Source organism: Flavobacterium sp. KACC 22758 (assembly GCF_028736135.1).
Classification (GTDB): Bacteria; Bacteroidota; Bacteroidia; order Flavobacteriales; family Flavobacteriaceae; genus Flavobacterium; species Flavobacterium johnsoniae.
This window is the reverse complement of record NZ_CP117878.1, coordinates 608,300-620,589: the sequence shown is the minus strand read 5'-3', so window position 1 is coordinate 620,589 and position 12,290 is coordinate 608,300. Positions and strand designations below refer to the sequence as shown.

The following is a 12,290-nucleotide window of genomic DNA, read 5'->3' as shown; positions in this document are numbered from 1 at the left end:
TTTTCTTTTTAGAATGCCGGAGTTACGATAAATAATATTTGAGAAGCATATAACACACATTTACCCAAAAGCCATAACAACCCGGCCAGCCCCATTAATTTCCAGGCCCAGGCTTTTCCTCTTTTCCAATCAGAGAAAAACGAAAAGATCTCCATGTATTTTATTATAATAAATATACTGCCTCCTATTAATGAAAACCAGATAATTTCGTTTAAGCGGAAAGAATAACTATAAATCAAAACTGACAGAAGAAAAACAACAGTTACAAACTGCATATAGTAATAATTTCTATAACTGTATTTATGATTTATTTTACAAGACAAAATCAGGAACGACAGCATTAATAAACTTACCAATGCCGATATTATATTGTTAAAAACAGGATTAAACTGCCAGGCAAGCGCAATTACAGCAATAAGAGCTATAACTGTACAAGCTCCAAGTGAATTGATACTTCGGTCTCTATTATCATCTTTGACAAACGGAAATAAAACCGGATAAATATATTTCTCTAAAGAACGCCAAAAAGGCAATGCATAAATCGCCGCAATACCAGAAAGAACTATTTCATAATTGTAGAAAATATCTTCTGGAACTTTATACAATACATAAAAAAGAGCAAGCGTAACAATAACGGCTGGAAAACTGATTGTTTTTACTGTTTCCCACGGATCAGATCCCCAAAAGTTATTTTCTATTTCATAAACATACTTTTTAACCCAGTATTCTTTAGTAAACACAGCTGTCGACTGGCTCCATAATAAAAACAGTCCTAAATGAATAATTACGGTTCTCATTACAAACTCTTCGATTACGCAGCCATAAAATACACTGGCAGCACCAATTAACAGCAATTCGTATGTTAACAAAACCGGAGAAAACAAAAATTTTAATAAAGGCGCCAGACGATTAATTAAAAACTGAATGAGCATACCCCAATATCTTTTAAATAAAGCGATAAGGGCGCAAACAGCAATAAATGCCGATAAATAAAACATCCAATTGGTAAGTAACTGCGTCTGCATCCAGAATTGAATTGCAGAATCTTTTGGCGGGGAATATATTACATGAGAGTTTGCAAAAATCTGCTTTGCTAACTCATCTCTTACATTTTCATTGAATTGAGGAAACTGGTTTTTATTTTTGAGCCAAAATGGAGCGGCATCAAAACCATTCTTTTTTAAAACTTCAAACTCGTATAAAATACTTTTTTGTTTATCGTTTAATAAACTTATGTGATTTGCAATACTCTCTGATACTGTTTTTCCGTACACGCTAAAACAGGACAAGAGTATAAATACTACTATTTTTTTCAACTTTTTTAATTTAAAGAGACAAACCTTTCTTAGCAAATGTAAGTTTTAAAAAGTATAAAAATAAAAAAACCCGATCTTTTCAGAACGGGTTTTTTATAAAAGTAAATCTTTGATTATTATGCCTCAAAAGGAATAATAGATACATAAGATTTGTTATCTCTTTTCTTTTGGAACTTAACAACTCCAGCTACTCTTGCGTGTAGTGTGTGATCTTTACTGATGTAAACGTTTTCACCTGGATTATGTTTTGAACCTCTTTGTCTAACGATGATGTTCCCAGCAATAGCAGCTTGACCACCATAAATCTTAACGCCTAAACGTTTTGATTCTGATTCTCTACCATTCTTCGAACTACCGACACCTTTCTTGTGAGCCATGACGTATGAGTTTAAATATTGTTATTATTCTTTAGTAGCTTCTTTCTTTGCTTTTGGAGCTGCTTTTTTTGCTTTTGGAGCTGCTTCTACTTCTTCAGTAGCTGCTGCTTCTTCTGCTACAACTGCTTTTTTAGCTGCTGCTTTTTTAGTTCCTCCTGCTGCAGTAATACCTTCAATTACAATTTGAGTAAGATATTGTCTGTGACCATTTCTTTTTTTGTATCCTTTTCTTCTTTTCTTTTTGAAAACGATAACTTTATCTCCTTTTAAGTGTTGTAACACTTTAGCTTCTACTGAAGCACCTTCTATAGCTGGGGCGCCTAAAGTTACATTTCCATTATCGTCTAACAAAAGAACTTTATCAAAAGAAACTTTTGAACCTTCTTCGTTAGCTAAACGGTGAACATAAACCTTTAAGTCTTTGCTTACTTTAAATTGTTGCCCTGCTATCTCTACGATTGCATACATACCAAATTGATTTATTGATTTTTAAGGTTGCAAATATACAACTAATAATTTACTGTGCAATCTCTTATTCTAAAAATATTTATTTCCGTTTAAAGTCTGTTTTTCAAGCACTTTTACAGTAAATTTTGCGTTTAATTATATGTAATTTACTGTTAAAATAAAATCGATTCTTTTGAAATTTAGAAAACCTCCATAAAAAAGGTTACTTTTGATGTAACTATAAACAAATCTTTACTACCAATCTTTATAGGTATAAATTTTATTAATCTTTATGAAAAATTCAATAATGATGTTAAGTGCTGCACTAATGCTTGGCGGAGTGGCTCATGCTCAAAAAGTAGCTTTTGAAGAATACAATTTAGACAACGGTATGCATGTCATTCTACATAACGATCCATCGGCTCCTGTGGTCATTACATCTGTAATGTATCATGTAGGATCAAAAGACGAACGCCCGGATCGTACTGGTTTTGCGCATTTCTTCGAACATTTGTTATTTGAAGGAACACAAAACATTAAACGCGGTGAATGGATGAAAATCGTTACCGCAAACGGCGGTGTGAATAACGCCAACACATCAGACGACAGAACCTATTACTACGAAGTTTTTCCGTCTAATAATTTAGAACTGGGTTTATGGATGGAATCTGAAAGATTAATGCACCCTATTATCAATAAAATTGGAGTTGAAACGCAGAATGAAGTTGTAAAAGAGGAAAAAAGAATGCGTTACGACAATCAGCCCTATGGAAATATTCTGCCTGAAGTTAAAAAGAATATGTTCAAAAATCATCCATACCGCTGGACAACAATTGGATCTATGAAAGATTTAGATGCCGCAACTCTTGAAGAGTTTCAGGCATTTAACAAAAAATTCTACACTCCAAACAATGCTGTTTTAGTTGTTGCAGGAGATTTTGACAAAACAAAAGCAAAAGAATGGATTCAGAAATATTTTGGACCAATTCCGAGAGGCGAAGAAGTTAAAAAACAAACTTTTACAGAAGAACCTATCACACAGACCATAAAATCAACATACGAAGATCCAAATATTCAGATTCCGATGATTGTCGCTTCGTACAGAACTCCGTCAATGAAAACAAGAGACGCAAGAGTTTTAGATTTGATCTCCTCTTATTTAAGTGATGGAAAAAGCTCTAAATTGTACAAAAAGATTGTTGACGACAAAAAAATGGCGCTACAAATTGGCGCTGTAGGCTTTAGTCAGGAAGATTATGGAACCTATATATTATATGGTCTGCCAATGGCTCCAAATACTTCTGCCGATATTTTAAAAGAAATGGATGAAGAAATCGTAAAAATCCAAACCGATTTGATTTCTGAAAAAGATTACCAAAAATTACAAAACAAATTCGATAATAATTTTGTGAATGCAAATGCAAGCGTAGAAGGAATTGCAGAAAATCTGGCTTCGTATTATTTACTTTATGGAGACGTAAATTTAATCAATACCGAAATTGATATTTACCATTCTATTACAAGAGAAGAAATTAGAGAAGTGGCCAAGAAATATCTAAACCCAAATCAGCGCTTAATTTTAGATTACATTCCTTCCCCAAAATCTCAGAACTAAGAATATCGAATCATGAAAAATTTACATACTTTTTTAATCCTTTTATTCCTAACTGGAATTATGCAAGCACAAGATCGTCCACAACCAAAACCCGGAAACCCGCCGGTAGTAAACATAAAAAAACCTCAAACCTTTGTATTATCAAATGGTATGAAGGTGTTAATTGTTGAAAATCATAAACTGCCCCGCGTAAGTTTTAACCTTACACTAGACAACGCGCCCTTTACAGAAGGAAATAAAAAAGGAGTTGATGAATTAACAACAAGTTTAATTGGCAACGGAACTAAGAAAACTTCAAAAGAAGCTTTTAATGAAGAAATCGACTTTTATGGTGCCAATATCAATTTTACATCTCAGGGAGCTTTTGCCAGCGCATTATCTAAATATTCAGGACGTGTTTTAGAACTTCTTGCCGAAGGAGCTTTGCAGCCAAATTTCACTCAAACTGAATTCGACAAAGAAAAAGCAAAATTACTTGAAGGACTTAAAGCCGATGAAAAAAGTGTTCCGGCTATTTCAAATCGTGTAGTTGACGTTTTGGCCTTTGGAAAAAATCATCCTTCTGGAGAATACCTTTCTGAAGAAACGGTAAAAAATGTTACTCTGGAAGATGTTCAAAAAAACTATAATACTTATTTCGTCCCAGAAAACGCATACCTGGTTATCATTGGTGATGTCAAGTTTAAAGAAACCAAAGCAGCCGTAGAAAAACTTTTCAGCGGATGGAAGAAACAGGCTGCACCAAAAAACACTTATCCAAATCCTGAAAATGCCTCAGCGCTTCAAATTGATTTTGTTGATGTTCCAAATGCAGTTCAATCAGAGATTTCTTTGGTAAATACTGTAAACCTAAAAATGAGTGATCCTGATTTTTTCCCTGCCGTGATTGCCAATCAAATTCTGGGCGGCGATTTTAACAGCTACCTAAACATGAATTTACGTGAACAGCACGCGTGGACTTACGGAGCAAATTCAAGCATTGGAAGCGGAAAATATGTAACTAAATTCAAAGCTTCATCTGCCGTTCGTAATACAGTTACAGACAGTGCGGTTGTTCAGTTTATAAAAGAAATAAAAAGAGTACGAACTGAAAGAGTTGATCCAGAAGTTTTAAGAAACGTAAAAGCTGGATACATTGGGCGTTTTGTAATGCAGGTCGAAAAACCACAAGCTGTTGCCAGATATGCTTTAAACATTGAAACAGAAAAACTTCCGGCAGATTTCTACGAAAAATACATTCAGACTATAAACAATGTAACGGCCGATGATATTTACCGCGTGGCAAACAAGTATTTTTTACTTGACAATATGCGAATTGTTATTGTGGGAAAAGGTTCTGACGTAATTCCAGGTTTGGAAAAACTTCAAATTCCGATTCATTATTTTGATAAATATGGAAATCCGGTTGAAAAACCTGCCGTTAAAAAAGAAGCTCCAACAAACATTACAGCAAAAACGGTTTTCGAAAATTATATTAATGCAATTGGCGGAGAAAAAGCAGTAACAGCTGTAAAAACCCTTAACATGAACGGAACAACAAAAGTACCGCAGGCTCCGGGTCCGTTGACTTTTGTTTCTAAATTGGATTCTAAAGGAAAAATGATGGTTTCTCTTTCTATGGGAACCATGGATTTAATGAAACAGGTTGTAAATGAAAAAGGCGCTTATATAGAACAGCAGGGAAAACGAAAAAATCTTGAAGGTGATGATCTTAAAGAAATGAAAGCAAACGCTGCTCCTTTTGAAGAATTACAATTAGTAAAAAGAACCAATTTAAAAGTTCAGGGTATTGAGCCAATCAACGGAAGTGATGCTTATGCTATAAAAGACGGCAATACAACTCATTATTATGATATAAAAACAGGATTGAAAGTAGCTAAATCTAAAGTTCGTGAACAAGACGGAAAATCGGTTACTCAAATTACAAATTTCAACGATTACAGAGTTGTAAAAGGCGTAAAAGTCCCTTTTAATTTAGTACAGAACATTGGTTTTGAATTAGATATCAAAATGATTGACATTAAGATAAACGAAGGCGTTTCTGATGCAGATTTTTTATAAAAAAAAGATGCTAAGAAACTAAGCTGCTAAGGTTCTAAGATTTTTAAGAGCTTTATCAAAGTTTAAAACTTTGACAAAGCTCTTTTTATTTCTCGTTTTGTCAGGCTGAGCGAAGTCGAAGCCCATTAACTCATAACTCATAATTCATAACTCAAAAAATCACTTCTTAGCCGATAAATAAACTCCAATTAAAATAATAAAAGCACCAAAAAACTGAATCGGCGTAAGCATTTCATTATCTAATAATCCCCAAAAGAAAGCAACTATCGGGATTAAATACGTTACTGAAGTTGCAAATACAGGAGATGAAATCTGAATTAATTTAAAGAACAAAACATTCGCAATACCAGTTCCTAAAACTCCCAAAATCATTACAAACAAAATAGAATGCTGTGCTTCCTGAAGGTGCATTCTCTGAGAAAAATCGGTAATACTCAAAATAATCAAAGCCGGAATAAGCAGTATGGCAAAATTTCCTGTTGTGATACTCAGCGAATTTAAATCAGATAAATATTTCTTGATCAAATTAACATTTATGGCATAACTCAACGTTGCAATAACTACCAATAGAACATATAAGTAATTTTGCGTTCCTCCTGCAGAATCTCCGCTTAAAACCAAAAGCAGACATCCCAAAAGTCCAATAAAAACACCTAAAACCTGCCGCTTTTGAAACTGGATTCCGAAAATAAGAATCCCCAGCACTAAAGTATTTAAAGGTGTAAGCGAATTCAAAATAGCCACGATTGAACTGTCAACCTCAGTCTCCGCAATAGCAAATAAAAAGGCTGGAGTAAAAGTTCCAAAAAAAGACGTTACGGCAACAAATTTCCATTGACGACGCGATATCTTTCCTAAACTCTTAAAGCCGACAATTAATAAAAAGAGAGATGCAAAAATAATTCTAAACGAACCAACCTGAATTGCTGTTAATCCAACCAATCCCCTTTTGATTAAGATAAAAGAACTTCCCCAAATTAAGGACAAGACTAATAAGTAAGCCCACTTTAATTGTTTTGCATCCATATAAACTATTTTACTGCAAATTTGTACTATTTTTATGAACTGACCTCTCGTTTTTTACTAATTTTGCAAAGAACACAATTACTCAATTAAAATTATATATAATGAAATTTACAAAGATCATTGCTTCATTAGCAATTGCAGGTTTAGTATTTATAAGCTGCAAAAAAGAAGATAAAAATCTGGCTAATATAAAACCATTAGAAACAACTAAAGAACAGAAAGCAATTGCTGCTGAAAATGTACAAACCGCAAGTTTTAAAATTGAAGGAATGACTTGTGCAATGGGATGCGCTAAAACAATCGAGAAAGAATTATCGAACCTTGACGGTGTTGAAAAAGCAGCTGTAGATTTCGACAAAAAAACAGCAACCGTTACTTTTGATAAAACGGTTCAAAATCAAGAATCTTTAACAAAAATTGTTCAGGAAACCGGAGACGGAAAAACATACAAAGTTTCAGACTTTAAATCTTAAGTTTAAACTTTACCCAAACAAAAACGGCGTTCAATTGAACGCCGTTTTTTTATTTCTTAAATTTTTATTTCCACTTTAAAGTTTCCATTATACGCTGCATATCATTTTTGATATAACTCGCTGCCGGCATAATCGAATCGAAATTAGGTTTTGCATAAAAATAAACCGATCCTGCTATAAAATGTTTTGTACTGTCTGTAACATAAAACTGAGAGTTTGTCGCCGCATTACCATCAACCTGATAAAACATTCCATAAACCTTTTTTTCAGGATTTATGTAAGGCTGTTCTAAAATATCATCGGCTTTAATAACGTGCTCATAAGTAAGTTTTTGTGCATCTTTTAAAAGCTTTTCAATATTACCGTTTACAGGTTTGTAAGTTAAATATATAGTCGCTTTCATTTTTGGATAAGTAATCGCAAATCCGCAGTCTTTTTCGCCTTTAATAACTGCGTCTTCATTCATTTGAAAAACAAATGGGCAGTTATTTTCAAAATTAACGTATTTAGCTTCCGGATAATCTAATCTCAGGAAACTTGCAGGTTTTGGCAGCACATCGTCTTTACAGCTTACGACTGTTAATGTCAGCAAAATTGCAGTTACTGAAAGTATTTTTTTAAACATTTATTCTATTGTTACTTTTATTTGTTTTACACGCTTTTTGTCAACGGTTTCTATTGTAAAAACACAATTCTCAAAAGCTATTTTTTGATCTTTTTTAGGGAAATTACCCAGAATTTCCAGAATGAATCCGGCTAAAGTTTCGGCTTCGCCTTTACTGGCTTCAAATACATCTTCATCAACATCAACAATTCTGTAGAAATCTTTAAGATTTATTTTTCCTTCAAAAAGAAAATTCTTTTCATCAATTTGAGAGAAATTCAAATTCTCGTCATCAAATTCATCGCTTATATCCCCTACTATTTCTTCGATTACATCTTCAAGAGAAACCAATCCTGATGTACCGCCATATTCGTCTACCACAATAGCAAGATGACTTTTTAGGCTTTGAAAATCTTTTAGCAGATTATCCAGTTTTTTATTCTCAGGAACAAAAAATGGTTCGCGCATTAAAGAAGCCCAGTCAAAATCGTCTTTGTCAATATGAGGCAATAAATCTTTTACGAATAAAACGCCTTCTATCTGATCAATATTATCTCGATAAACCGGAATTCTCGAAAATCCTTTTTCGATTATTTTAGGACAGATTGCAGAAAATGGCTCTGTTATTTCCAAAGCAAATATATCAATCCTCGGACTCATAACCTGCTTTGTATCTGTATTTCCAAAAGAAACAATTCCTTCCAGAATTTTTTGTTCTTCTGTTGATGTACCTTCAGAATCTGTTAATTCTAAAGCCTGAGAAAGCTGATTAATCGAAAAATTATTTTTTTGTTTTCCTAATTTATTGTGCAAATATAAAGTAACCCTGCGCATAGGCAAGCTAATTGGCGACAGTAATTTATCTAAAATTGAAATGGAATAGGCAAAACGTTTGGCAAATTTAATATTGTTTCGGCTGGCGTATACTTTTGGAAGTACTTCTCCAAACAATAAAATAAAAAAAGTAACCAGTATTACTTCTAAAATAAATTTTAAAACAGGAGACTCAACGCCCGAAAAAATGTTTCTTCCTATAAAAGAAAACAGGATAACAACTCCAATATTTAAAAAATTATTGGCTACTAATAAGGTCGCTAAGAGTTTTTTGGGTCTGTCTAAAAGGTTAGAGATAATTTTCCCTTTTGAGTCATTTTCCTGAAGAGTGTCATCGATATCTTTTTGAGACAAAGAAAAAAGTGCAACTTCGGCACCTGAAACAATTGCTGACAAAAACAGCAAAATAAATATTCCGACAAAACCAATAATTAAATTGGTGTCTAAAGTTGTAGTAAAAAATAAACTGGGCTCCGGGTCCAAATTACATAAGATTAGTTAAACAATCAAAAAGGCAGGTCATTTATTGGCAAGCCTTCGCTGGGTGCATCAAAGTTAGTGTTTTTTGCTGATTCCTGATCTTGATTCGGTTTATGATTTGCAGTTTCTTTTTTAGTAGTCAGGAAAGTAAACTCAGTCACCTGAATTTCGGTAGTATATTTTGTTGTCCCGTCTTCTGCCTGCCATTGTCTTGATTTTATACGTCCTTCCACATATATTTTATCTCCTTTAGAAAGATATTTTTCGCAAATTTCAGCTGCTTTATTACGCACAACCAAATTATGCCATTCTGTAGAAGTTATTTTCTCATTGGTAGTTTTATTAATATAAACTTCATTAGTTGCCAGCTGAAAGCGCCCGATACAGTTTCCTCCATCAAAATAATGCATTTTCACATCATCGCCCAAATGACCAATAAGCATGACTTTATTTAATGTTCCATTCATAATTAATAGTGGTATTTCTACCAAAGATACATTTTTTTAGCAAATTAATTCCTGCTTTTCTAAAAATTGTAAAGCAGGATGGCAAAGAAAATACTTTAACCTAAGCAAAACAATACTATTTTTAGTAAGAGTGAAAATTTTAATTTTTCTGAAGATTAAAAAATCAATGCAGGTATTAAGTCTTAATAATATTTTGTTAAAAAGAAAAATAATGTATTTTTGGATATGAGAAAAATTGAATTTGTAAGTTGTCACAAACTTCCCGAAAGATCTTTTTTTTACAAAGGAAAGCAATTTCCTTTTTGTGCCAGATGTACCGGTATTTATGTTGGGTATTTCATTTTCATACCTTTATTATGGTTCATGAAAATTGATATTTACTGGGCTTTGCTTGCTATTGCCCCAACTATGATAGATGGTTTAACCCAAGCCTATTTCAACAGGGAAAGCACTAATTTCCTGCGTTTTTCTACAGGTATCCTGGCTGGTTACGGACTTGCCGGACTTTCTGATTTTATTGCCTATTGGATTGTCTATTTCTTTAAACACGTCTTTATAAATTAACAACTAAAAACTATATAATTATGTCTGAAGGAAATTCAAATTTTGATGAATTCGAAAAGAAAAATGACAAATCGCAGCAGGATCTAAGTACTGGATTAAAAGTATTATCCTTTTGTATTCCGCTGGCAGGAGCTATCATTTACTTTGTAAAAAAGAATGACGAGCCTGTAGCTGCAAAATCTGCCTGTAATATGGCCTTAATTGGTTTTGCTGTTGGAATTGTTGTTAGAATAATTCAATACGCGACTGCAGGCGTATAAATAAAAAAACCGACTATAAGTCGGTTTTTTTATTATAACTTCTCTATAAAATTATAAATTACAATAGGAAAAGGAAAAGTTTTAATTTTTTCAAATTCAATTCCTTCCTTTATAGTTTCCTTTATTTTTATTTTCCAAAACTGAATATGCAGGTGCTGGTGTGAAAGCTTATGAATTACCGTAGCTTCAGCGTATTCTTCGACACTTAATATAGTATATACAGGAAACACCTGATTTTGTACTGCATTAGAAATATAATCAAAATCTACAATTTCACCGGTTTCTAAAAGCGGGAATTCGTATAAGTTATGCCAGATTCCTTTTGCTGTTCTTTTTTGTATAGCTGTATTTCCTAAATTATCCTCTAAAACAAAATAATTAAAAAATCGATTGGTAATTTTAACCTTCTTGGATTTAACAGGAAGAATATCGACTTTCTTTTTTTGTAAAGCCAAACAGCTTTCATTAAAGATACATATAGTACAATTGGGGCTTTTAGGCACACATTGCAGCGCACCAAATTCCATAATTGCCTGATTAAAAGTTGCCGGATCATTTTTAGGCATTAATTCATAAGCCAATGCAGCAAATTCTTTTTTAGACGCCGGGAGTGCAATATCTGATTCTATATCAAAATAACGGGAAAGCACCCTAAAAACATTACCATCGACAACCGGAACCGCTTCATTATAAGAAAAAGAAGCAATTGCGGCGGCAGTATATTCACCAACACCTTTTAAATTAAGGAGCTCTTTATAAGTTTCAGGAAAAACTCCATTTAGCTCATAAGCAACATATTTAGCAGTATTATGCAGATTTCTGGCTCTTGAGTAATATCCCAGTCCCTGCCAAAGTTTCAAAACTTGTTCTTCGGAGGCATTTGCGAGGTCAAAAACAGTTGGAAATTCTTGCGTAAAAGCAAAAAAGTAAGGCATTCCTTGCACAACTCTGGTTTGTTGCAGCATAATTTCTGAGAGCCAAATATGGTACGGATTGGCTGTTTTTCGCCATGGAAGATCCCGTTTGTTTTGTAAATACCATTTTATCAACCTGTTATGAAAATTCATCGTCAAATCCTTAAAATGCAAAAGTAAATGTTTATGTAATTAAAATTTAACGAATTAGCTTGATTAATTATTTTTTTAATTCCTATATTTGCAAACTCAAAAAAATAGTACACCATTTATAAAATAAAATAGGAAAGAAAATGACGAAAGCAGATATCGTAGCGAAAATTTCAGAGAAATTAGGTCTTGAAAAAGGAGATGTTCAAGCAACAGTAGAAACTTTTATGGAAGAAGTTAAAACTTCTTTAGAAACAGGAGACAACGTATACCTAAGAGGTTTTGGTAGTTTTATCGTAAAAACCAGAGCTGAAAAAACAGGTAGAAATATCTCTAAAAACACTACAATTAAAATTCCAGCACACAACATCCCTGCTTTTAAACCAGCAAAAGTATTTGTAGAAGGAGTAAAAACTAACAACGAAGCAAAATAATATTAATTAACATAAAATCTGACACGATATGCCAAGTGGTAAAAAAAGAAAGAGACATAAGGTAGCTACTCACAAACGTAAGAAAAGAGCGAGAGCTAACCGCCACAAAAAGAAAAAGTAGTTTTAAACTACTTTTTTCTTTTTAAACGTTCATTGAAATTGGAGTTTGTCATTCTCAGTCACAGATTACAGTTTGCAGCTTAAAACTGCTTACTGCCGCTGAAAATTGGCCGCTAACTCCACCGGGTTAATACCTGTTAAAATATTG

The 12,290-nt window shown here is 33.2% G+C and carries 14 protein-coding genes; 6 read left to right on the top strand and 8 right to left on the bottom strand.

The annotated features are described in order from the left end of the window. Positions 1–8 precede the first annotated feature (8 nt). The 3 genes from PQ462_RS02725 to rplU all read right to left on the bottom strand — a co-directional run bounded on the left by PQ462_RS02725 (position 9) and on the right by rplU (position 2,161). Positions 9–1,316, bottom strand: a complete 1,308-nt coding sequence (locus tag PQ462_RS02725; RefSeq protein ID WP_274252276.1) for a hypothetical protein — start codon at positions 1,314–1,316, stop codon at positions 9–11. 116 nt (positions 1,317–1,432) lie between these two features. Then, complete coding sequence (rpmA, locus tag PQ462_RS02720) at positions 1,433–1,693, bottom strand: 50S ribosomal protein L27 (RefSeq protein ID WP_012023622.1); 261 nt, start codon at positions 1,691–1,693, stop codon at positions 1,433–1,435. Positions 1,694–1,717: 24 nt separating this feature from the next. Continuing rightward, positions 1,718–2,161, bottom strand: coding sequence for a 50S ribosomal protein L21 (gene rplU, locus PQ462_RS02715; RefSeq protein WP_012023621.1), 444 nt, complete (start codon positions 2,159–2,161; stop codon positions 1,718–1,720). Positions 2,162–2,432: 271 nt separating this feature from the next. On the opposite strand from rplU, the gene PQ462_RS02710 reads away from it, so the two are divergent. Then, the gene (locus tag PQ462_RS02710; protein ID WP_121362421.1) at positions 2,433–3,755 is read left to right on the top strand and encodes a M16 family metallopeptidase; all 1,323 of its coding nucleotides are present in this window, start codon (positions 2,433–2,435) and stop codon (positions 3,753–3,755) included. A gap of 12 nt (positions 3,756–3,767) precedes the next feature. Then, entirely contained in the window at positions 3,768–5,816 is a 2,049-nt protein-coding gene (locus PQ462_RS02705; protein WP_274252275.1) for a M16 family metallopeptidase, read from the top strand. Positions 5,817–5,975: 159 nt separating this feature from the next. Here the strand turns inward: PQ462_RS02705 and PQ462_RS02700 are convergent, their stop codons facing one another. Beyond that, entirely contained in the window at positions 5,976–6,842 is an 867-nt protein-coding gene (locus PQ462_RS02700) for a DMT family transporter (protein ID WP_274252274.1), read from the bottom strand. A 101-nt stretch (positions 6,843–6,943) separates the two neighbouring features. On the opposite strand from PQ462_RS02700, the gene PQ462_RS02695 reads away from it, so the two are divergent. Then, positions 6,944–7,315 carry a heavy-metal-associated domain-containing protein gene (locus PQ462_RS02695; RefSeq protein ID WP_274252273.1) on the top strand — a complete coding sequence of 124 codons (372 nt, stop codon included), beginning with the start codon at positions 6,944–6,946 and terminating at the stop codon, positions 7,313–7,315. A gap of 64 nt (positions 7,316–7,379) precedes the next feature. Here PQ462_RS02695 and gldD read toward each other — a convergent pair whose 3' ends face one another. The 3 genes from gldD to PQ462_RS02680 are packed head-to-tail and all read right to left on the bottom strand — an operon-like array spanning position 7,380 to position 9,700. After that, positions 7,380–7,940 (bottom strand): gliding motility lipoprotein GldD, encoded by a 561-nt coding sequence (gene gldD / locus PQ462_RS02690; RefSeq protein WP_121362425.1) that lies wholly within the window; start codon positions 7,938–7,940, stop codon positions 7,380–7,382. After that, positions 7,941–9,236, bottom strand: coding sequence for a gliding motility-associated protein GldE (locus tag PQ462_RS02685; RefSeq protein ID WP_012023615.1), 1,296 nt, complete (start codon positions 9,234–9,236; stop codon positions 7,941–7,943). A gap of 23 nt (positions 9,237–9,259) precedes the next feature. Next, on the bottom strand, positions 9,260–9,700 hold the full coding sequence (locus PQ462_RS02680; RefSeq protein WP_012023614.1) for a single-stranded DNA-binding protein: 441 nt from the start codon (positions 9,698–9,700) through the stop codon (positions 9,260–9,262). A 225-nt stretch (positions 9,701–9,925) separates the two neighbouring features. Between PQ462_RS02680 and PQ462_RS02675 the strand changes: the two genes are divergently transcribed. Together PQ462_RS02675 and PQ462_RS02670 are read left to right on the top strand one after the other, a co-directional pair. Further along, entirely contained in the window at positions 9,926–10,264 is a 339-nt protein-coding gene (locus tag PQ462_RS02675; protein ID WP_274252272.1) for a DUF2085 domain-containing protein, read from the top strand. A 20-nt stretch (positions 10,265–10,284) separates the two neighbouring features. Further along, the gene (locus PQ462_RS02670; RefSeq protein ID WP_012023612.1) at positions 10,285–10,524 is read left to right on the top strand and encodes a hypothetical protein; all 240 of its coding nucleotides are present in this window, start codon (positions 10,285–10,287) and stop codon (positions 10,522–10,524) included. A gap of 32 nt (positions 10,525–10,556) precedes the next feature. Here the strand turns inward: PQ462_RS02670 and mutY are convergent, their stop codons facing one another. Then, the gene (gene mutY, locus PQ462_RS02665) at positions 10,557–11,591 is read right to left on the bottom strand and encodes an A/G-specific adenine glycosylase (RefSeq protein WP_274252271.1); all 1,035 of its coding nucleotides are present in this window, start codon (positions 11,589–11,591) and stop codon (positions 10,557–10,559) included. 140 nt (positions 11,592–11,731) lie between these two features. On the opposite strand from mutY, the gene PQ462_RS02660 reads away from it, so the two are divergent. Then, positions 11,732–12,022, top strand: coding sequence for an HU family DNA-binding protein (locus tag PQ462_RS02660; protein ID WP_007805026.1), 291 nt, complete (start codon positions 11,732–11,734; stop codon positions 12,020–12,022). Positions 12,023–12,290: the final 268 nt, after the last annotated feature.

Excerpts from the sequence above, each read along its gene's own strand:
- PQ462_RS02660 (WP_007805026.1), top strand. The coding sequence starts at position 11,732 with ATGACGAAAGCAGATATCGTAGCGAAAATTTCAGAGAAATTAGGTCTT.
- PQ462_RS02700 (WP_274252274.1), bottom strand. The coding sequence starts at position 6,842 with ATGGATGCAAAACAATTAAAGTGGGCTTACTTATTAGTCTTGTCCTTA.
- PQ462_RS02675 (WP_274252272.1), top strand. The coding sequence starts at position 9,926 with ATGAGAAAAATTGAATTTGTAAGTTGTCACAAACTTCCCGAAAGATCT.
- rpmA (WP_012023622.1), bottom strand. The coding sequence starts at position 1,693 with ATGGCTCACAAGAAAGGTGTCGGTAGTTCGAAGAATGGTAGAGAATCA.
- gldD (WP_121362425.1), bottom strand. The coding sequence starts at position 7,940 with ATGTTTAAAAAAATACTTTCAGTAACTGCAATTTTGCTGACATTAACA.
- rplU (WP_012023621.1), bottom strand. The coding sequence starts at position 2,161 with ATGTATGCAATCGTAGAGATAGCAGGGCAACAATTTAAAGTAAGCAAA.
- PQ462_RS02705 (WP_274252275.1), top strand. The coding sequence starts at position 3,768 with ATGAAAAATTTACATACTTTTTTAATCCTTTTATTCCTAACTGGAATT.
- PQ462_RS02710 (WP_121362421.1), top strand. The coding sequence starts at position 2,433 with ATGAAAAATTCAATAATGATGTTAAGTGCTGCACTAATGCTTGGCGGA.
- mutY (WP_274252271.1), bottom strand. The coding sequence starts at position 11,591 with ATGAATTTTCATAACAGGTTGATAAAATGGTATTTACAAAACAAACGG.
- PQ462_RS02695 (WP_274252273.1), top strand. The coding sequence starts at position 6,944 with ATGAAATTTACAAAGATCATTGCTTCATTAGCAATTGCAGGTTTAGTA.
- PQ462_RS02680 (WP_012023614.1), bottom strand. The coding sequence starts at position 9,700 with ATGAATGGAACATTAAATAAAGTCATGCTTATTGGTCATTTGGGCGAT.
- PQ462_RS02670 (WP_012023612.1), top strand. The coding sequence starts at position 10,285 with ATGTCTGAAGGAAATTCAAATTTTGATGAATTCGAAAAGAAAAATGAC.